The sequence below is a fragment of the Cupriavidus sp. 30B13 genome, assembly GCF_049059565.2.
GTDB lineage: Bacteria > Pseudomonadota > Gammaproteobacteria > Burkholderiales > Burkholderiaceae > Cupriavidus.
This window is the reverse complement of record NZ_CP188223.1, coordinates 1,005,377-1,025,083: the sequence shown is the minus strand read 5'-3', so window position 1 is coordinate 1,025,083 and position 19,707 is coordinate 1,005,377. Positions and strand designations below refer to the sequence as shown.

Sequence of the window (19,707 nt, the reverse complement as noted above, 5' to 3'; positions counted from 1 at the left end):
CCGGTCAGGACTTGGCGGGGCGCCCGGTCTTGACCGCTTCCAGGCTCGCAACCGCCGCCAGCAGGTGCTGGTCGTCCAGGCCGGACAGCAGGATCAGGCCCGCGCGCAGCAGCTCGCTTTTCTTCGCGGCGACGCCGGCGCCGAGGCAGCGCTGCTTGAGCGCGTCGATCTGCTCGTAGTCCGACTTCGGCATGGTGAAGCTGTCGCGGACCACTTTTTCCTTCTTCGGGCGCCTGGCCTTTTCTTCGGGCCTGGCGGCCTCGGGCACCGCGGCCTTGGGGGCTTTTTCCGCGCGTGCCGGGCTGCCGGCCTTGGGAGCCTTCGGGGTCTTTGCCGCCTTGGCCGGCTTCGCCGCCTTGTCCACCTTGGTCGCCTTCGTCGCCTTATCCGTCTTTGCCGCCTTCACCACGTTGGCCGCGGTCTCGGCGGTCTTGGCCGGCGCCGCCTTGGCGGAGGATTTGCGTGCCTTGCGGGAGGACGTGACTGCCTGCTTGCTGGGAGTATCCATGCTCATGGGGAAGTAGAAGGTTGAGTCGGTCGGCGCCTTGATGATGGGGGAATGCATCCGGATTCTTCTTTCTTGAAACTGTAACGATATAAACAGTATATACGGTTTAAGGGCAGATGCGTCCGCGGCCCCGACTTCCTCCTTGACCACCGCACGCCGCCGTCCATAATGATGCAAACGTTTGCAAATAGCGGCTTTGCGGCAACGCCATCCTTCGCAAGGCCGTCCTCTCCCAGGCCGCGGCCCCGATCCCTCGATGCGATGAACCCGAATCCCTCTTCCCTTTCCGGCAAGGTCGCCGTGATCCTCGGCGGCACCGGCGGCATCGGCCGCGCCGCCGGCAATACCCTCGCGCAGTTCGGCGCGAGCGTGGTCCTGGCCGGGCGCAATGCGGATACCGCGGCCGGCGCCGTGGCCGCGCTGCCCGCCGGCAACCATCTTGCCGCCGCCGCGCAGGTGGGCGACAGCGCCTCGCTGCGCGCGCTGGCGGATCAGGTCGGCCGGCACTACGGCCGCGCCGACATCCTGGTCAACAGCGCCGGTTTCACGCGGGCGATTCCCCATGCCGACCTCGATGCGCTGGACGACGACCTGATCGACGAACTGTTCGCCGTCAACTGGCGCGGCCAGTTCGCCGCGATCCGCGCGTTCGCGCCGCTGCTGCGGGCCAACGGCGACGGCCTGGTGGTCAACGTGGGATCCATCGCGGGCCGCAACGGCCAGGGCAGCAACGTGGCGTACTGCGCGGCCAAGGCCGGCCTCGACGCCATGGCCATGTCGCTCGGGCGCGCGCTGGCGCCGCAGATCCGCGTGCTCAACGTCTCGCCGGGCGTGGTGGATACCGGCTTCGTGCCCGGGCGCGACGCCGCCTTCAACGAGCGCGCGGCCAGGACCACGCCGCTGCGGCGCGTGGGCCAGGCGCAGGACGTGGCGGATGCGATCGCCGCCTGCGCGACTTCGCTGCGCTTCGCCACCGGCACCACCTTCGTGGTCGACGGCGGCCGGCTGCTCGGCTGAGCCCGGCGCGCGCGCCATCATCGACGGAGGTCCAGGTGAACGCCATCCGAGTCAACGCGAAGGGCGCCGACATCGACTCGCTCGAGCTGGAGCTGGCGGAAGTCCCGCGCCCCGCGGCGGCGGCCGGCGGCTGCGTCGTCGAGGTCGCGAGCGCGGCGGTCAACCCCAGCGACGTGAAAGCCGCGCTCGGCCTCATGCCGCATGCGGTCTGGCCGCGCACGCCGGGCCGCGACTATGCCGGCACCGTGGTGGAGGGCCCGGCCGCCCTCGTCGGCAAGCAGGTCTGGGGCAGCGGCGGCGAGCTCGGCATCCGGCGCGACGGCACGCATGGCAGGTATCTCAGCCTGCCCGCCGCGGCCGTGCGCGAGAAACCCGCCGGCATCACCTTGCTCGAAGCCGGCGCGCTCGGCGTGCCGTTCATCACCGCGTACGAAGGACTGCGCCGCGCCGGCCTGCCGCAGGCGGGCAGCGTGGTGCTGGTATGCGGCGGCAACGGCAAGGTCGGCCAGGCCGCCATCCAGATCGCCACCGCGCTGGGCGCGCGCGTCTTTGCCGCGGAGCGCCGCGGCAGCGCTTACCGGGGACACGCCAGCGGCGCGGTGCGCGTGATCGATGCCAGCGGCGAGGACATCGCCGCCGTGGTGCGCGAGGAAACCGCCGGCCACGGCGCCGACGTGGTCTACAACACCGTGGGCAGCCCGTATTTCGAGCAGGCCAACCGGGCCATGGCGATCGGGGCGGCGCAGATCTTCATCTCCACCGTCGAGAAGCCGGTGCCGTTCGATATCTTCGCCTTCTACCGCGGGCAGCACACCTTCGTCGGCGTCGATACGCTGGCGCTGGACAGCGAAGCCTGCGCGCGCATCCTCGACAAGCTCGCGCCGCTGTTCGAAACGGGCGCGCTCAGGCCGTTCCCGGTGCTGCCCGCGCACACCTATGCGCTCGCGCGCGCGAAGGATGCCTACCGCGCCGTGCTGCAAGGCGCCGCCGAACGGGTGGTGCTCACGCCGTGAGGGCCCGGCCCGAACGCAGGCGCCTCGCGCTGAAGAATCTGGCCGCCAAGATCGACGTCCGCTAGGTGGGCGAACAGGCCGCGCGGCTACCGGTGGAGAAGATCGACCGGCCCGATGCCGCGCCGGTCATCGTCGAACTCACGCCCCGGCCGACCGTGCGCGGCGCGACCGCGGCACCGCGTGAATTATCAACCATGGGTTTCCATTGAAACGCCATTCATCACCCTAGTGCGCAGAGGGCGCGGCTTCTACATTGGTCCCGACGGCGACGCACGGCAGATCCGGCAAAGCCGCCACGCAAGCCTCTCACCGACCCGTGTTCAAGGAGCAGACCATGACTTCCCCCCTCACCCCGACCCAGGATTTCAAGCGCGTATGGCTGATTACCGGCGCCTCGCGCGGCATCGGCGCGCTGATCGCCAAGGCAGCGCTGGCCGAAGGCGACGCCGTGGTGGCCGCCGGCCGCAACGTCGACGCCATCGCCGCAGCCCTGGGCGAAGGACCGGCGCTGTTCCCAGTGCGCCTCGACGTGACCAGCGAAGAGGAAGCGGCGGCCGCGGTGCAGGCCGCGCTGGCGCGCTTCGGCCGCATCGACGTGCTCGTCAACAACGCGGGTTTCGGCCTGCTGGGCGCGGTCGAGGAAGCCACGCTCGCCGAGACCCGCCGGCTGTACGAGACCAACGTCTTCGGCGTGCTTAACGTGACCCGGGCCGTGCTGCCCTCCATGCGCGCGCGCCGCGCCGGCCATGTCATCAACATCTCGTCGATCGGCGGCTACCGCTCGGCGGTGGGCTTTGGCGTCTATTCCTCGACCAAGTTCGCCGTCGAGGGCCTGACCGAAGCGCTGCACGGCGAACTCGCGCCGCTGGGCATCCATGTCACGGTGGTCGAGCCAGGCTACTTCCGCACCGATTTCCTCGACCAGTCGTCGCTGGCCGTGTCTCCCAACGTCATCGGCGACTATGCGCCGACGTCCGGCGCGGTGCGCGCCGTTGCGGCCACCTTGAATCGCCAGCAGCCGGGAGACCCGGAAAAGCTGGCGCAGGCGATGGTGGAACTGGCGCGCGCGCAAACGCCGCCGCTGCGCCTGCCGCTGGGCACCGACACGCTGCGCGCCATTGCCCAGAAGCACGAGTTCGTGACGCGCGAAACGGAGACCTGGCGCGCGCTCTCGGCCTCCACGGACTTTGCCGCCGCCTGACGCCGCCGCGCTTCGCCCGCACTCGCCGCCTGCCTTCCTGCTTCGCTAGTTCATGGCGTCAGGTCCGCAAGCAAACAGGGATCGAGCGCGGCGGCAGGCACCTGAAGCGCCGGACCAGGCGTACCATTCCTGCTTCATTCGCAACCGAGGGTTGGCAGAGCATGGACAAGGCCAGGGTGCTGACGCTGTTCCTCGGGGTGGTGCGCGCAAAGAGTTTCGCGCGGGCGGCGGTGGAGGCGGAGGTCACGCCGCAGGCGGTCAGCAAGGCGGTGCGCACGCTGGAGGAGCACCTGGGCGTGCGGCTGTTCCACCGCACCACGCGCAAGCTGAGCCTGACCACCGAAGGCGCCCGGCTGTTCGAGCTGGCGGACCCCGGCATGCGGCAACTGGATGAGGCCCTGGAACAAGTGCGCAGCAGCCGCAGCGACAACGACGGCGTCGTGCGCGTGACGGCGCCGCACTCGGTCGGCTCCCGCGTGGTGGTGCCGCTGATCCGCGGGTTCCGCGAGCAATACCCCGGCATTACCTTCGACGTGGTGCTGAGCGACATGTTTACCGACCTCGTCGAGGCGAAGATCGACGTCGGCTTCCGGGCCGGCACAAGCCCGGGGCCAAACCTGGTGGCGCGCCGGCTGTGCGACCTGCCACTGATCGTCTGTGCCTCGCCCGACTACCTCGCGCGGCATGGAGCGCCGGACACGCCCGACGCATTGCTGCGGCACCAGTGCACCGGCTTCCGGCGTCCGGCCACGGGCCGCCTGGTGCCATGGGAACTGACCATCGACGGCGACCTCGTCTACATGGAAGTGCCTGCGGTGGCCACGTTCACCGACGTGGAGACCGAGATCCAGGCCGTGCGGGCCGGCATCGGCATCGGGCAACTGACAGCCTACATGGTGCAGGACGACCTCGATGCCGGGCGGCTCGTCGCCATTCTTCCCGGCTACGGCAGCAACAACGTCGGCTTGTACATGTATTACCCCCGCCGCACGCATATTCCGGTGCGGGTGCGGCGCTTCATCGACTTCGTGCTGGAGACGAGCCGCGGCCGGGAGGATTCGCTGATGGGGCTGCCCGGCACCTCGGTGCGGCCGCGCGCGGCGGGCAAGGCGCCCGCGGCGAAGACCGGGGCCCGGCCGGCCCCGCGCCGTCCATCGCGCGGCGCGGGTCGGCCGGAATGAAAAAGCCCTCGCGACGGAGGGCTCTTCTGCAAACTTCGGGGCGCTTGCGCCGGCCCGGATGTTGCCGGACCGGACTGTCGCGCCGCAACGCTCAGCCTGCGAAATTCTTGCCGGCGAAGTCCCAGTTCACGACGTTCCAGAATGCCTCGACATACTTCGGACGGGCATTGCGGTAGTCGATGTAATAGGCGTGCTCCCACACGTCGCAGGTCAGCAGCGGCTTGGCGTCGGTGGTCAGCGGGGTGGCGGCGTTGGAGGTGGAGACCAGGTCCAGCGAGCCGTCGGCCTTCTTGACCAGCCAGGCCCAGCCCGAACCGAAGGTGCCGACCGCGGTCTTGGTGAATTCTTCCTTGAACTTGTCGAACGAGCCCCACTTGGCGTTGATGGCATCTGCCAGCGCGCCGGTCGGCTGGCCGCCGCCGTTGGGCTTGAGCGAGTCCCAGTAGAAGGTGTGGTTCCACACCTGGGCGGCGTTGTTGAAGATGCCGCCGGAGGACTTCTTGACGATTTCCTCGAGGGTCGAGTTCTCGAACTCGGTGCCCTTGATCAGGTTGTTCAGGTTGGTGACGTAGGTCTGGTGATGCTTGTCGTGATGGAACTCCAGGGTCTCCTTGGAGATGTGCGGAGCGAGCGCATCATGCGCGTAGGGCAGCGGGGGGAGAGTATGTTCCATTGTTTTGTCTCTGTGGGGTTGAAGGACGGGAGATGTCGATTGTAGGGGACTTGCCAGACCCGCGCAAACGCGGGAAACAAAGCCCCCTCGAACATATTAGGTTCATCGATATGCGTTCGCTGTCGGTGGACCGCCGACGCTTCGGCAGCGTGCCCCGGCGGCCCGCCCGAGCCTACAGTTCGGCCAGCCGCGGCTGGACGCTGGCGATGCCGGCGTCGGCCACGCCTTCGGCCAGGTGGACCTCGATGGTGCTGCCGGCGCGCAGCTCGGCCGGCGAGCGCAGCGCGTGGCCGCGCTGGTCGAGCAGCACGGCATAGCCGCGTTCCAGCGTGCGCTGCGGCGCCAGCAGTTCGAGCGCGCCGGCGGCGCGCTGCCAGCGCTGCCCGGCGCGCTCGTGCTGGCGGCGCGCGGCGTCGCCCAGGCGCAGCGCCGCGCGCCGCAGCTCGGCCTGGGCTGCGGCCAGGTCGGGGCGGCCGGCGGCCCAGCGCATGGCCAGCACCTGCTGGCGGTGGCGGCGCGCCGCCACGGTGTCGCGCAGGGCGCTGCGCAGGTGCCGCATCAGGTTGTCGACCTGCAGGCGGCGCTCCTGCAATTGCGCCTGCGGGCTGCGCAGGCGGCGCGCCAGCCAGTCCAGGCCCTGGGCGCGGCGGTCGAGCTGGCGCTGCATGCACTGGGCGAGCGCGGTGCGCGCGCGCAGGGCCTGCGCCAGCATGTGGGCGCGGTCCGGGCTGACCAGCTCGGCGGCGCCGGTGGGCGTGGGCGCGCGCACGTCGGCGACGAAATCGGCGATGGTGAAATCGGTTTCGTGGCCCACGCCGGACACCAGCGGCACCGCGCAGCGCGCGATGGCCTGCGCCACGCATTCCTCGTTGAACGACCACAGGTCTTCGATGCTGCCGCCGCCGCGGCACAGGATCAGCACGTCGCATTCGTTGCGCGCGCTGGCCGTATCGATCATCGCGGCGATCTTCTCGGCGGCGCCCGCGCCCTGCACCGGCACCGGATAGACCACCACCGGCACGTGCGGCGCGCGCCGGCGCAGCGTGCTGAGCACGTCGCGCAGCGCGGCGGCCTGCAGCGACGTCACCACGCCGATGGCGCGCGGATGGGCCGGCACCGGGCGCTTGCGCTCGGGCGCGAACAGGCCGGCCTGGGCGAGTTTTTCCTTCAGGCGCAGGAAGGCTTCGTAGAGATTGCCCAGGCCCGCGCGGCGCATGGCTTCCACGCCAAGCTGCAGCTCGCCGCGCGCCTCGTACATCGACACCAGCGCGCGCACCTCCACCGCCTCGCCCTCGCGCGGCACGAAGCCGACATGCTGGTTGCGCCCGCGGAACATCACGCAGCGGATCTGCGCGCGCGCGTCCTTGAGCGAAAAGTACCAGTGGCCGCTGGCGGCGCGGGTGAAATTGGAGATTTCTCCCCTTACCCAGGTCAGCGGGAAATTGCGTTCGAGCACCTGGGAAATGGCGTGGTTGAGCTCGCCGACAGGAATGGCTTCGCGGCCGCCCGCGGGCGCCATAGGCTGGGATTCACGCGAAAAGTTCAGCGATTCGGGCATGGGCACAGCCGGGCATGCGGCGTGGAATTGACATGTCCACAGCATAACCGCTCTGTCAAGCCTCTTGGCGTGGGGAGGCCCGTCGACCCGCAAAGCCGCATGACTTGACACAAGCCTTTGATTCTTATGTGGTTTCTGCCGTCTTATTTTTTAAGCAATGTAAGCAAACCCCTTATGCGTCAACGACTTACCGGCTGCGCCCCCGGCTTGTTCACAAAGTTATCCACAGGAACTCTGGACAACCTCGCTGGAAGGCCGCTGCCTGTGGATAGTTTGGCGGCCCGCCGCCGGCCTGCTGTGGGTAAACGTTAAAAGAGATGAAAGAGTCACTAAAAGCGCTCGTGGCATCACAACGCCCGCCCCGCCCGCGTCCACCGGCGAAAACCGGCTCGCCGGCAGGCTGCCCATTTTTTACGCACCCCAGGATGAGGTCTTTGCAATCAATGACTTGGCGCGTTTCTCAGATGGTTGTCCACAACCCGTCCACAAGACTGTCCCGGACGAATGTGGAAAGCGGTCGACATAGAGGAATTTTTTCCGATTCCTCCCATTCGGGAGCGGCCCAAGTGCGCCCGGGCTCTCGTTGCACACTTTTTGAGCAGCACCGGAAAGCCGTTGTCGAATCAACGACTTAGCCTTGTTGTCAGGCAACTGTCCACAACCGCTCCACAATACTGTCCTGCCTTTATGTGGACAGCCCGAAACCCGGCGGCCGGCAATTTCCGGCGGCCGGGGCGGAGCCCGCGTCACAACCGCGCTGCCCGTTTTTTAGGCTGCCTATTATTTTTCCTTTCGAATCAATAAGTTGACCGGCTTGTCAGATAGCTGTCCACAATCCATCCACAGTGCTGTCCCTGTCCGGTGTGGACATCCCCCGCCGCGCGGCGATGCGCCGCCGACACACCGGGCCATGGCGTCTTGCCGCGCCGCCGTGCCGCGGGTTAGAGTGGCGCCTGATTTTTCACACAGAGCCAGCGCGCGTACGGCTGCGGCGGCTGGCCGGCAGACAAGCCGTCGAATTTCGGGGTTCCACGTGTTTTCCATCATTCAAGCGGCCGGCTGGCCGATCTGGCCCTTGCTGATCGCCTCGGTCATCGCCCTGGCACTGATCGTCGAACGGTTCCTCAGCCTCAAGCGCAGCAAAGTGCTGCCGCCCAAGCTGTACGAGGAAGCGCTGACGGTGGCGCACCAGCGCCGCGCCACGCCCGAGGTGGTGAGCACCCTGGAGCAGAATTCCCCGCTGGGCCGCGTGCTGGCGGCCGGCCTGCGCCATGTCGTGCTGCAGCCCCATACCTCGCGCGACGCCGCCAAGGAAGTGGTGGAAGAAGCGGGCCGCGTGGTGGCGCACGAGCTGGAACGCTATCTCAATGCGCTGGGCACCATCGCCTCGGTGGCGCCGCTGATGGGCCTGCTGGGCACCGTGATCGGCATGATCGAGATCTTCGGCAGCCAGGGCGGCGCCGGCGCCAGCCCCGAGCAGCTCGCGCACGGCATCTCGGTGGCGCTCTACAACACCGCCTTCGGCCTGATCATCGCGATTCCGGCACTGATCTTCTGGCGCTATTTCCGCCGCCGCGTGGACGACTACGTGGCCGAGCTGGAATTCCGCGCCACGGCGTTCCTGGACGCCATCCTGCCGCAGCGCCGCGCCTGACCCGCCATGCGCTTCCGTTCCCGCCAGCGGCGCGAAGAGCCGGAGATCAACCTGATCCCGCTGATCGATGTCCTGCTCGTGATCCTGATCTTCCTGATGATCACGACCACGTATTCGCGCTACACCGAACTGCAGATCCAGCTGCCCACCGCGGACGCCGAGAAAGCCCGGCAGCGCCCCGGCGAGATCGTGGTGTCGGTCTCGGCCAAGGGCGTCTACGCCATCAACAAGCAGGTCATGGAGCAGCAGGACGTGGCCAGCCTGGCCGCGCGCCTGCGCGAGGTGGCCGGCAACGGCGAAGGCCAGCCGCCGGTGCTGATCGTCAACGCCGACGCGCAAGCCAGCCACCAGTCGGTGATCAACGTGATGGAAGCCGCGCGCGTGGCCGGCCTGCCGCGCCTGACCTTCGCCACGCAAAGTTCGCAGGCGCGCTGAGCCAGCTCGGCGGCCGCGCTCGCACTCCGGTCGACCCCGGCTTGCCGCGGGCGCCGGAAGGTGCCCATAATGCCCGGATGAGGCGCGGCGCGCCCCGGCCCGCACCGGCCGGCCGCCCTCGCCGTCCCGCACGCCGCGCGCCGTCCCTGGCGCGGTCCCGTATCCTTCGCCACCGTCCGCCTCTTTCCCGACGCACTTCCGACGCACTTCCGACGCATTGCCGACGCATCTCCGACGCCTCCCCAGACTCCTCTCCCGACGCCCATGCCCGCTCCCCGCCACGCCCTCGCCGACTTCGTGACCGCCCAGTGGCAGCGCCGCGGCTGGTTTGCCTGGCTGATGCTGCCGCTGTCGTGGATCTTCGGCCTGGTCAGCGGCTGGCGCCGCCTGGCCTACCGGCGCGGCTGGTACAAATCCACCCGCCTGCCGATGCCGGTGGTGGTGGTGGGCAACGTGACCGTGGGCGGCACCGGCAAGACCCCGGCCGTGATCGCGCTGGCCCATGCGCTGGCCGAGGCCGGCCTGCGCCCGGGCGTGGTCTCGCGCGGCTACGGCGTCAAGCTCAGGCATCCGCGCCGGGTCAAGCCGACCTCCGAGGCCTGCGACGTGGGCGACGAGCCGCTGCTGATCGCGCGTGCCGCCGACGTGCCGGTGTGGGTCTACCCCGACCGCGCGCTGTGCGCGCAGACCATGCTGGTGTCGCACCCCGGCGTCAACGTGCTGCTGCTCGACGATGGCCTGCAGCACTACAAGCTCCAGCGCGATTTCGAGATCGTGATGTTCGACGCGCGCATGGGCGGCAACGGCTTCCTGCTGCCCGCCGGCCCGCTGCGCGAGCCGCTTTCGCGCCGCCGCGACGCCACCCTCATCAACGATCCGGGCTTCAGCGCCAGCCCCGCGCAGCCGGATGTCTACGGCATGCGCCTGGAACTGCAGGACGCCTGGCAACTGGCCGACCCGACCATGGCCAGGCCGCTGTCCGCGTTCGCCGGCCAGCGCGTGCTGGCCGCGGCCGGCATCGGCAACCCCGAGCGCTTCTTCGCCAGCCTGCGCGGCGCCGGCCTGCAGCCCGACACCATGCCGCTGCCGGACCACTACGACTTCGCCGAAGACCCGTTCGCCGACGATCCCGTCGCGCGCGCCGCCGACGCCATCCTGATCACCGAGAAGGATGCCGTAAAATGCGAGCGCCTGAGCGACCCGCTCGATCCGCGGATCTGGGTCGTTCCCACCCTGCCCGTGATCGACGCGGGCCTGATCGACAAGATTCGCCGCGCCGTCGCCGCGCATGCCCTGTCCGCGCCCGGCGCGGCGGGTGCCGCGGCTGCCGCCGGCCACACCAAGGAAACCCGAGATGGACAACCGGCTGCTTGAAATCCTGGTCTGCCCGCTGTGCAAGAGCAAGCTGGAACATGACCGCGCCGCCCAGGAACTGATCTGCCACGTCGACAAGCTGGCCTACCCGATCCGCGACGGCATCCCCGTGATGCTGGCCGACGAGGCCCGCCAGACCGTGCCGGGCCGCCTGGTCTCGCCGGACTGAGCGAACCAGCGCACACCGAACATACCGAGCCCGCCCATGTCCCTGCCCGCCTTCACTGTCGTCATCCCGGCGCGCCTGGCCTCGACCCGGCTGCCCAACAAGCCGCTGGCCGATATCGGCGGCAAGCCCATGATCGTGCGCGTGGCCGAGCGCGCCCGCGCCAGTTCGGCGCAGCGCACCGTGGTGGCCACCGACGCGCCCGAAGTGGCCGCGGCGTGCGCCGCGCACGGCATCGAAGCGGTGCTCACGCGCGCCGACCACCCTTCCGGCACCGACCGCCTGGCCGAAGTGGCCGCGCTGCTGGGCCTGGCGGACGACGCCATCGTGGTCAACGTGCAAGGCGACGAGCCGCTGATCGAGCCGGGCCTGATCGACGAAGTGGCGCTGCACCTGGCGCGCCACGCCGACTGCGCCATCGCCACCGCCGCCCACCCGATCGGCGAGATCGGCGAAGTCTTCAATCCCAACGTGGTGAAGGTGGTGTGCGACGCGGCCGGCCGCGCGCTGTATTTCTCGCGCGCGCCGATCCCGTGGGCGCGCGACGCCTGGGCCGGCGTGCCCGCCCGGCCCGCGGCCACCGCGCAGGCCGCGCTGCCGGACATGCCGGTGCTGCGCCATATCGGCCTGTACGCCTACCGCGCCGCGTTCCTGCGGCGCTTCCCCACGCTGGCGGCGGCGCCGCTGGAACAGGCCGAGGCGCTCGAGCAACTGCGCGCGATGTGGCACGGCGAGCGCATCGGCGTGCTGCAGACCGCCGCCGCGCCCGCGCCGGGCGTCGATACGCAGGCCGACCTGGAACGCGTGCGCGCGCTGTGGGCGCAGGGCATGGCGCAGGAAGGCCCCTGACGCTGACGCCACGCAGGCGTCCTCGCGGGCGTCCCGCGGGCGCCCGTTTTCCGGCGCGCGCGCGGCAGCCGGCGCGGCCGCAGGCACATCGCGAGCACAACTGTCATGACAGTTGTCACCGCGCCGGCAAGCCGATTTCACGCCGCCTCATGGCATAATGCTTGACGATACAGAGCCGCCGGGCGCCCAGGCACCCGGCCAAGGCTCGGTGGGGAGATGAAAAGAGTGAGCCCGTCCGGTATCCGAGCCGCTGCCATCCGCAGCGATCCGCAGCGTACCGGCCGTCAACAGACCAGACTCCGATCCGAGGCGCGCCGCCCCCGCGGCGCGGTAAGCCTCGCGTCAAGTTTCGGCGTTACCCTCCTTCCATCCCCCGCCTTACCAGATTCAAAACTCTGAGGACCCGTAAATGCGTTTGATCCTGTTGGGCGCGCCCGGCGCCGGCAAAGGCACGCAAGCCCAGTTCATCTGCGAGAAGTTCGGCATCCCGCAAATCTCCACCGGCGACATGCTGCGCGCCGCGGTGAAGGCGGGCACGCCGCTCGGCGTGGAGGCCAAGAAGGTGATGGACGCAGGCGGCCTGGTGTCGGACGACATCATCATCGGCCTGGTCAAGGATCGCCTGCAGGCGGCCGACTGCAAGGGCGGCTACCTGTTCGACGGCTTCCCGCGCACCATCCCGCAGGCCGAGGCCATGAAGGAAGCGGGCGTGGCGATCGATTTCGTGCTGGAAATCGACGTGCCGTTCGACGCCATCATCGAGCGCATGAGCGGGCGCCGCGTGCACGTGGCGTCGGGCCGCACCTACCACGTCAAGTACAACCCGCCCAAGACCGAAGGCCTCGACGACGTCACCGGCGAGCCGCTGATCCAGCGCGAGGACGACAAGGAAGAGACCGTCAAGAAGCGCCTGGACGTCTACTCCCAGCAGACCCGCCCGCTGGTGGACTACTACTCGAAGTGGGCCGCCGAGGGCGACGCCGCCGCCAAGGTCGCGCCGCCCCAGTACCGCAAGATCGCGGGCGTGGGCAGCGTGGAAGACATCACGGCACGCGTGTTCGGCGCGCTGAAATAAGCAGCGGCGGCGGCAACGCCGCGCGGTGCGCGCAAAGAGGCGGCCTTCGGGCCGCTTTTTTTCGTTCTGGCGCCGGGGCGGAGCCGCCGGCACCGATTGACGTTGATTGGCGCTGATTGACGCTGATTGACGTTTACGTAAACGTTATGCCAACATGCCGATCCAACGGCATCGCCGCTCCGGCATCCCCGCATTCCGCAACGAGCATCCCGAAACAAGCACCCCGAAAATCAAAGGAGAGAGACAAAGATGGAAATCCGCGACAACGTATTCATCGTTACCGGCGGCGCGTCGGGCCTGGGCGAAGGCAGTGCCCGCATGCTGGCCGCCGCCGGCGGCAAGGTGGTGATCGCCGACCTCAACGAGACCGCCGGCGCGGCGCTGGCCGCCGAGCTGGGCGGGCGCTTCGTGCGCTGCGACGTCGCCAGCGAGACCGACGGCCAGGCCGTGGTGGCCGCGGCCACCGCGCTCGGCCGCCTGGCCGGGCTGGTCAACTGCGCCGGCATCGCCACCGCCGGCAAGACGGTCGGCAAGAACGGCCCGCACCCGCTCGACGCCTTCGACAAGACCATCCGCGTCAACCTGATCGGCACCTTCAACATGATCCGGCTGGCCGCCGCGGCCATGGTGCAGAACACGCCCGACGCCGAAGGCGAGCGCGGCGTGATCGTCAACACCGCCTCGGTGGCGGCCTTCGACGGCCAGATCGGCCAGGCCGCCTACGCCGCCTCCAAGGGCGGCGTGGTGGCCATGACCCTGGCCATCGCGCGCGACCTGTCGCGCGACGGCGTGCGCTGCATGACCATCGCGCCGGGCATCTTCGAGACGCCGATGCTGCTGGGCATGCCGCAGGAAGTGCAGGACGCGCTCGGCAGGATGGTGCCGTTCCCGCCGCGCCTGGGGCGCCCGGCCGAATACGCCAAGATGGTCGCCGCCATCATCGGCAACACCATGCTCAACGGCGAGGTGATCCGGCTCGACGGCGCCATCCGCATGCAGCCCAAGTAAGCCCGGGTCAGCCGGCGCGCTGCGCCGCGGCTTGCGCCGGCATCAGCATCACCAGCGTCAGCCCCGGCGCGGCCGCCGGCACCAGCGTGAGCTGCTCGAAATGCAGCAGCCCGCGCCGCGGATGGCGAAAGCCGCGCCGGCCGCCCTGGCGCTCCTCCACGTCCTGCGACAGCCAGTCGGCGCGGAAGGCCGGGCTCTCGGCCAGCAAACCCTCCACCAGCGCGCGCGTGGGCGGGTCCTCGGCATGGCGGATGCTGTGGGCGCGGAACTCCGCCACCAGCCGCGCCGCCCGGTGCGGCCAGTCTTCCACCAGCGCCTGCAGGCCGGGCGACAGGAACATGCTGCGCAGCAGGTTGCGCTCGCCGCTGGCGCCGTCCAGCCATCCCACGAACAGGTCGGCCGCGGCGGCATTCCACGCCAGCGCGTTCCATTGCCGGTCCAGCAGGTAGGCCGGCCCGGCGATGGCCTCCACGCTCGCCATCACGGTGGCCGGCACATGGGTGTCCTGCGCCTGCATCGGGTCGCGCCGGCCCGCCAGCTCGAACAGGTAGGCGCGCTCGGCGCGCGACAGCCGCAAGGCGCCCGCCAGTCCGGCCAGCGCGCGCGCGGACAGCGCCACCGGACGGCCCTGCTCCAGCCATGTCACCCAGGTCGCGCTCAGACCCGCCAGTTGCGCCAGCTCCTCGCGGCGCAGCCCCGGCGTGCGCCGCCGGCGGCCCGGCGCAAGGCCGACCTCGGCCGGCGCGAGCCGTTCGCGGTGCGCGCGCAGGAAACGGCCGAGCACGGCTTCCCGGGTTAGCCCGCGCTCACTGGGGGCGTCATGGAGAATGTCGTCGGGGGTGGCGGGTTCGGCGAGCGTGGCGGTGTCGGTCATGTGGCTGCGGGCAATCAGGCGATGGCTCCCGGCCGGTTCCGTGGCGAAAACTGGTGCGTTTTATACCAGGATAAAACGGTGACTTGTACCGGGAAAACAGGCTGCTACAGTACGTCGAAGCCAGCGGGCGGGCAAGTCCCCCGCCGGAGCGATCCCCATCACCAGAACCCACCGGCGGCCAGCGCCGCCAGGAGAGCCACATGCAACAACAAGAACTCGTCGCCGCCCAGTTCGGCGCGACGGCCAGCGCCTACCTCACCAGCGCGGTCCACGCCCAGGGCGCCGACCTCGAGCAGCTCGCCCGGGAACTGTCCGGCATCCCGTCGGCGCGCGTGCTCGACCTGGGCTGCGGCGCCGGCCACGCCAGCTTCGCCGCGGCCAGGGTCGCGGCCGAAGTGACGGCTTACGATCTGTCGGCCGAGATGCTGGCGGTGGTGGACGCCGCCGCGCGCGACAAGGGCCTCGGCAATATCGTCACGCGCCAGGGCGCCGCGGAAGTGCTGCCGTTCGGGGATGCCGGCTTCGACGCCGTGATCTCGCGCATGAGCGCCCACCACTGGCGCAACGTGCCGGCCGCGCTGGCGGAAATGCACCGCGTGCTCAAGCCCGGCGGCAAGGTGGTGCTGATCGATATCGCGGGCGCCGAGGACCCGCTGCTCGACACCTGGCTGCAGTCGGTGGAGTTGCTGCGCGATCCGTCCCATATCCGCGACTACACCGGCCGCGCGTGGCTGGCGATGCTGGCGGCGGCCGGCTTCGCGGCACGCGTGTCGCCGGTCTGGCGCATCGAGCTGGAGTTCGCCACCTGGGTGCAGCGCATGCGCACGCCGGAAGTGGCGGTGGCCGCCATCCGCCACCTGTGGCAACTGGCGCCGGCGGAAGTCCGTGACCACTATCTGGTGCAGGCCGACGGCAGCTTCGCGCTGGAGGCGGTGATGGTGACGGCGACGCGCGCCTGAAGGTCCGGTCGCGCGGTGGTCCGCCGGGCCTACGGCATGGCCGGCTCGGCCGGCAGCGGCAAGCTCTGCACCATCTGCCAGACCGCAGCCGCCGACGGCGACAGCGAGCGGTCCTCGCGGCACACCATGACGATGCGCCGCTCCTCGCGCGGCGTGAGCGGGCGCCACACCAGCGGCGAGGCGGCCGGCAGCGGCAGCGAGAACGACGGCAGCACCGAGGCGCCGATGCCGGCCTCGACCATGCCGAACACGCTGGCCGAATGTCCGAGCTCCTGCACCACGCTCGGCGTCACGCCGTGGCTGGCGAAGATGCGGTCGATCAGCGGCCGGCTGCCCGAGGCGAAATCCAGCAGCACCAGCGGCATGCCGTCCAGCGCGCTCCACGGCACCGACTCCGCGCCGGCCAGAGGATGGTCGCGCCGGCACACGAAGCAGAACGGGTCGGTGGCCAGCGGCGCGATGGTCAGCCCTTCGCGCGCCAGCGGATCGATCAGCACGCCGAAATCCACCGCCCCGGCGCGGATCTGCTCCAGCCCGTCGGCCTGCACGTTGTCGCGCACGCTCAGGCGGATATCGGGGTACTGGCGCGCGCAGGCCGAGACATAGAGCGGCATCAGCCGCGCCGAAATCGTAGGTGCACTGGCAATCACAACGCGGCCGCGATAGCGCTCGCCCAGCTGGCGCGTTTCCTCCAGCGTGTCGTCGAGCTGGCCGAGCAGCCGCTCGATGGCCGGCGCCAGCGCCTGACCCGCCTCGGTGACCACCACCTCGCGCGTGGTGCGGTCGAGCAGGCGCACGCCAAGTGCCTCTTCCAGCTCCGCCACGCCGCGGCTGACGGCGGGCTGGGTCAGCCCCACGGCGTCCGCGGCGCGGCTGAAGCTGCCGTGCCCGACCACGGCGAGAAAGACACGCAACTGGCGCAAGGTGTAATTCATGCGTCTATAAGATGAATGAATGCGATAAATGAATTTGCATTCTAGGCTTGTGTAGCGTCCAATACTAGGCGAAACCCTAATCCAACCGCTGTCATGTCCGCCATCCTCTCACCGTTCAAGAAAATCTACGACTTGATCGACGGCTTCGTCCTGATCATGCTCTCCGCCATCGGCATCGCGCTGCTGGCGCCCCAGCTCGGCACCGGCGACGGTCCGCTGCACCTCGGCATCGTCACCAACCTGGGCGTGGCGCTGGTGTTCTTCCTGCACGGCGCGGCGCTGTCGCGCGACAAGCTGGTGGCCGGCGCGCGCCACTGGCGCCTGCACACCTTCGTGCAGAGCTTCACCTATATCGTGTTCCCGGTGGTGGGCCTGGCGCTGATGTTCGGCCTGCGCAACGTGCTGCCGGCCGAGCTGCTGCTGGGTGTGTTCTACCTGTGCGCGCTGCCGTCCACGGTGTCGTCGTCGGTGGCCATGACCTCGATGGCGCGCGGCAACGTGCCCGGCGCCATCTTCAATGCCACCATTTCCGGCCTGATCGGCATGGCCGCCACGCCGCTGCTGATGGGCCTGGTGATCAGCGCCAGCGGCGCCTCCATGCCGCTGGGCAAGGCGCTGATGGGCGTGGCGCTGCAACTGCTGCTGCCGTTCGCGCTGGGCCAGGCGGCCCGCCCGCTGATCGGCAACTGGCTGGCCAAGAAGAAGCAGGTCACCAACAAGATCGACCGCGGCGTGATCGTGCTGATCGTCTATTCCTCGTTCTGCGACGCCACCGCCGCCGGCCTCTGGCACAAGTACAGCTGGGAGACCATCGGCGCGGTGATGGCGCTGGCCGCCGTGCTGCTGCTGGTGATCCTGGCCACCACCACCTTCACCGCGCGCCGCCTGGGCTTCTCGGTGGAGGACGAGATCACCGCGGTGTTCTGCGGCTCAAAGAAGAGCCTGGCCAACGGCATCCCGATGGCCAAGATCCTGTTCGCCGGCCACCCGGCGCTGGGCCTGCTGGTGCTGCCGCTGATGGTCTACCACCAGTTGCAGCTGATCGTCTGCTCGGTGCTCGCCTCGCGCTACGCCAACCGCGACGCGCTGCCCGGCACGGCCACCGCGCACGCGTAAGCGCCGCGCCCGATGCAGAACGGCCGGCACTTGCCGGCCGTTCTGCTTTCCGGCGGCGCCGCCTTACACCGACGGGTTCTTCGACAGCGGCGGATTGCGCGCGAAGTAGTTGCGGATGCCGCGCAGGATGGCGTTGGCGAGCTGCTCCTGGTGGGCATCGTCGTTGAGCTTGCGCTCTTCCTCGGGATTGCTGATGAAGGCGGTCTCGACCAGGATCGAGGGAATGTCCGGCGCCTTCAGCACGGCAAAGCCGGCCTGCTCCACGCTGCCCTTGTGCAGCCGGTTGACGCCGCCGATCTCCGCCAGCACGGCCTTGCCCACCTGCAGGCTGTCGTTGATCTGCGCGGTGGTGGACAGGTCCAGCAGCACGCGCGCGACCTGGGCGTCCTTGTTGCCCATGTTGGCGCCGCCGATCAGGTCGGAGGCGTTTTCCTTGTTGGCCATCCAGCGCGCGGCGCTGCTCGACGCGCCGCGCTCGGACAGCGCGAACACCGAGGCGCCCTTGGCTTCCGGCGAGAGGAAGGCATCGGCGTGGATCGACACGAACAGGTCGGCCTGCACGCGGCGCGCCTTCTGCACGCGCACGTTGAGCGGCACGAAGAAATCCGCGTCGCGCGTCATCATGGCGCGCATATTGGGCTGGGCATCGATCTTGGCGCGCAGGCGGTGGGCGATCTGCAGCACCACGTCCTTCTCGCGCGAGCCGGCCGCGCCGGTGGCGCCCGGGTCCTCGCCGCCGTGGCCCGGATCGATGGCCACCGTCAGCAGGCGGCGCATCTTGAAGGGGCGGTCGGCCGGCGGGTTGTTGGCGGGCAGCGCGGGCGGCGCATTGTTCTGCGCCAGCGGCGGCACCGCGGGCGCGGACGGCGCGGCAGGCGCGGACGGGGGTGCGGAAGGCCGGGGCCGGACCGCGGCCATCGGCGGCAGCGCCGGCACCGGGTTGGCGCCCTTGTCCTCGAACTTGCGCACCAGCGCGCCGATCGCGTCCTCCTCGCCGGTGGCGGGCGCGCCGGCAATGCTGTCGGCCCCGTCGGCGCCGGCCGGCGGCTGCGTCGCGGCAAAGCGGCGCTGCTTGTCCTCGGTGTCGCGCACCAGTTTCCACAGCGGGTCGGGCGGGTTGACCGGGTAGAGGTCGAACACCAGGCGGTTGCGGTAGCTGCCGATCGGCGCCAGCGTGAACACCTGCGGCGAGACGTCTTCCTTCAGGTCGAACACCAGCCGCACCACGCGCGGCCGGTTCTGGCCCACGCGCACGGTCTGGATGTAAGGGTCGTTGGAGGTGATCTTGGCCACCAGCTCGCGCAGCGTGGGCGACAGGTCCAGGCCGTCGATGTCCACCACCAGGCGGTCGGGGCCGTGCACCATCTGGTGGACCGCGGCCAGCGGCGCGTCGGACTCGATGGTGACGCGGGTGTATTCCTCGGCGGGCCAGACCCGCACGGCGACGATGCCGGCGCCGAAGGCGATCTGCGGTCCCGCCAGCGTCAGCACCACGGTGCCGGCGCCGGCCTTGAGGCACTGTGCCAGCCATTTGCGGCGGGCCAGCAGCAATTCATCGGGACGGTCGGTGGCGAGTCGCTTGATCAGCATGCGCAAAGCAGGGTAAGTCCAGTCTGAGTATAGGCACGAAGCGTGACCGTACGGCGCTCGGGCGCATCGTCGGCGTCGCCCGTGTCCGATTGGAGCAACAGGTGAAGGTCCGGTTCCCCGAGCAGGCGGCCCGCTTTCTCGGGCCATTCGACCAGGTTGAAAGCGGGTTCGGCAAAACAGTCGCGGAAACCGGCGTCGGCCCATTCTTCCGGATCGGCGAAGCGGTACAGGTCGAAGTGGTAAACGGTCAGCGGCGAGCCGTCGGCGCGCGCGACCTGGTACGGCTCGCACAGCGTGTAGGTGGGGCTGCGCACCTTGCCGGGGTGGCCGAGCGCGCGCAGGATGGCGCGCGACAGCGTGGTCTTGCCCGCGCCGAGATCGCCCGAGAGCTGCACGTGCACGGTCTGCGCGGGCAGCACGCGCACGGCGCCGGCCAGCGCCGCGCCCAGCCGCGCGGTGGCGGCTTCGTCGGGCAGGATCAGGGTGCGTTCTTCGAGCAGGGGCATTGCGTACAATTCGGG

The 19,707-nt window shown here is 69.7% G+C and carries 20 protein-coding genes; 13 read left to right on the top strand and 7 right to left on the bottom strand.

The genetic code is table 11. The features are described 5' to 3' along the window. Positions 1–4: 4 nt before the first annotated feature. Positions 5–565, bottom strand: a complete 561-nt coding sequence (locus tag ACKI2N_RS04825) for a hypothetical protein (RefSeq protein ID WP_426990505.1) — start codon at positions 563–565, stop codon at positions 5–7. A 204-nt stretch (positions 566–769) separates the two neighbouring features. Between ACKI2N_RS04825 and ACKI2N_RS04820 the strand changes: the two genes are divergently transcribed. The 4 genes from ACKI2N_RS04820 (at position 770) to ACKI2N_RS04805 (ending at position 4,920) form a co-directional block, all read left to right on the top strand. Further along, positions 770–1,525 (top strand): SDR family NAD(P)-dependent oxidoreductase, encoded by a 756-nt coding sequence (locus tag ACKI2N_RS04820; protein WP_420995421.1) that lies wholly within the window; start codon positions 770–772, stop codon positions 1,523–1,525. Between the two features lie 35 nt (positions 1,526–1,560). Continuing rightward, a complete protein-coding gene (locus ACKI2N_RS04815) occupies positions 1,561–2,538 on the top strand; it encodes a quinone oxidoreductase family protein (protein ID WP_420995420.1) in 978 nt (325 codons plus the stop codon). 334 nt (positions 2,539–2,872) lie between these two features. Further along, positions 2,873–3,739 (top strand): oxidoreductase, encoded by an 867-nt coding sequence (locus ACKI2N_RS04810; RefSeq protein ID WP_420995419.1) that lies wholly within the window; start codon positions 2,873–2,875, stop codon positions 3,737–3,739. A gap of 161 nt (positions 3,740–3,900) precedes the next feature. Then, positions 3,901–4,920: a LysR family transcriptional regulator gene (locus tag ACKI2N_RS04805; protein WP_420995418.1), complete on the top strand. Its 1,020-nt coding sequence runs from the start codon at positions 3,901–3,903 to the stop codon at positions 4,918–4,920. Between the two features lie 91 nt (positions 4,921–5,011). On the opposite strand, the gene sodB is transcribed toward ACKI2N_RS04805, so the two are convergent. Both sodB and xseA read right to left on the bottom strand, forming a co-directional pair. Then, a complete protein-coding gene (gene sodB / locus ACKI2N_RS04800; RefSeq protein ID WP_420995417.1) occupies positions 5,012–5,593 on the bottom strand; it encodes a superoxide dismutase [Fe] in 582 nt (193 codons plus the stop codon). A gap of 172 nt (positions 5,594–5,765) precedes the next feature. Beyond that, positions 5,766–7,151: an exodeoxyribonuclease VII large subunit gene (xseA, locus tag ACKI2N_RS04795; RefSeq protein ID WP_426990501.1), complete on the bottom strand. Its 1,386-nt coding sequence runs from the start codon at positions 7,149–7,151 to the stop codon at positions 5,766–5,768. A 1,033-nt stretch (positions 7,152–8,184) separates the two neighbouring features. Between xseA and ACKI2N_RS04790 the strand changes: the two genes are divergently transcribed. The 7 genes from ACKI2N_RS04790 (at position 8,185) to ACKI2N_RS04760 (ending at position 13,712) form a co-directional block, all read left to right on the top strand. Next, a complete protein-coding gene (locus ACKI2N_RS04790) occupies positions 8,185–8,805 on the top strand; it encodes a MotA/TolQ/ExbB proton channel family protein (protein WP_420998410.1) in 621 nt (206 codons plus the stop codon). Between the two features lie 6 nt (positions 8,806–8,811). Continuing rightward, entirely contained in the window at positions 8,812–9,240 is a 429-nt protein-coding gene (locus ACKI2N_RS04785) for an ExbD/TolR family protein (RefSeq protein WP_420998411.1), read from the top strand. Between the two features lie 264 nt (positions 9,241–9,504). After that, complete coding sequence (gene lpxK / locus ACKI2N_RS04780) at positions 9,505–10,614, top strand: tetraacyldisaccharide 4'-kinase (RefSeq protein ID WP_420998412.1); 1,110 nt, start codon at positions 9,505–9,507, stop codon at positions 10,612–10,614. Further along, on the top strand, positions 10,595–10,783 hold the full coding sequence (locus ACKI2N_RS04775; protein ID WP_420998413.1) for a Trm112 family protein: 189 nt from the start codon (positions 10,595–10,597) through the stop codon (positions 10,781–10,783). The genes lpxK and ACKI2N_RS04775 overlap by 20 nt, the downstream gene beginning before the upstream one ends. A 36-nt stretch (positions 10,784–10,819) precedes the next feature. Next, positions 10,820–11,629 carry a 3-deoxy-manno-octulosonate cytidylyltransferase gene (gene kdsB, locus ACKI2N_RS04770; protein ID WP_420998414.1) on the top strand — a complete coding sequence of 270 codons (810 nt, stop codon included), beginning with the start codon at positions 10,820–10,822 and terminating at the stop codon, positions 11,627–11,629. A 409-nt stretch (positions 11,630–12,038) separates the two neighbouring features. After that, positions 12,039–12,704, top strand: a complete 666-nt coding sequence (gene adk / locus ACKI2N_RS04765) for an adenylate kinase (RefSeq protein WP_420998415.1) — start codon at positions 12,039–12,041, stop codon at positions 12,702–12,704. 249 nt (positions 12,705–12,953) lie between these two features. After that, positions 12,954–13,712: a 3-hydroxyacyl-CoA dehydrogenase gene (locus tag ACKI2N_RS04760; protein WP_420998416.1), complete on the top strand. Its 759-nt coding sequence runs from the start codon at positions 12,954–12,956 to the stop codon at positions 13,710–13,712. A 7-nt stretch (positions 13,713–13,719) separates the two neighbouring features. On the opposite strand, the gene ACKI2N_RS04755 is transcribed toward ACKI2N_RS04760, so the two are convergent. Further along, positions 13,720–14,586, bottom strand: coding sequence for a helix-turn-helix domain-containing protein (locus ACKI2N_RS04755; RefSeq protein ID WP_420998417.1), 867 nt, complete (start codon positions 14,584–14,586; stop codon positions 13,720–13,722). Positions 14,587–14,786: 200 nt separating this feature from the next. Between ACKI2N_RS04755 and ACKI2N_RS04750 the strand changes: the two genes are divergently transcribed. After that, a complete protein-coding gene (locus tag ACKI2N_RS04750) occupies positions 14,787–15,545 on the top strand; it encodes a class I SAM-dependent methyltransferase (RefSeq protein ID WP_420998418.1) in 759 nt (252 codons plus the stop codon). A 29-nt stretch (positions 15,546–15,574) separates the two neighbouring features. Here ACKI2N_RS04750 and ACKI2N_RS04745 read toward each other — a convergent pair whose 3' ends face one another. Next, complete coding sequence (locus ACKI2N_RS04745) at positions 15,575–16,480, bottom strand: LysR family transcriptional regulator (protein WP_420998419.1); 906 nt, start codon at positions 16,478–16,480, stop codon at positions 15,575–15,577. A 93-nt stretch (positions 16,481–16,573) separates the two neighbouring features. Here ACKI2N_RS04745 and ACKI2N_RS04740 point away from each other — a divergent pair, with 93 nt between their 5' ends. After that, on the top strand, positions 16,574–17,596 hold the full coding sequence (locus ACKI2N_RS04740) for a bile acid:sodium symporter family protein (protein ID WP_420998420.1): 1,023 nt from the start codon (positions 16,574–16,576) through the stop codon (positions 17,594–17,596). Positions 17,597–17,659: 63 nt separating this feature from the next. Here the strand turns inward: ACKI2N_RS04740 and ACKI2N_RS04735 are convergent, their stop codons facing one another. Together ACKI2N_RS04735 and tsaE are read right to left on the bottom strand one after the other, a co-directional pair. Further along, positions 17,660–19,186 carry an N-acetylmuramoyl-L-alanine amidase gene (locus ACKI2N_RS04735; protein ID WP_420998421.1) on the bottom strand — a complete coding sequence of 509 codons (1,527 nt, stop codon included), beginning with the start codon at positions 19,184–19,186 and terminating at the stop codon, positions 17,660–17,662. Next, the gene (gene tsaE / locus ACKI2N_RS04730; RefSeq protein ID WP_420998422.1) at positions 19,180–19,692 is read right to left on the bottom strand and encodes a tRNA (adenosine(37)-N6)-threonylcarbamoyltransferase complex ATPase subunit type 1 TsaE; all 513 of its coding nucleotides are present in this window, start codon (positions 19,690–19,692) and stop codon (positions 19,180–19,182) included. The genes ACKI2N_RS04735 and tsaE overlap by 7 nt, the downstream gene beginning before the upstream one ends. Between the last annotated feature and the right edge of the window lie 15 nt (positions 19,693–19,707).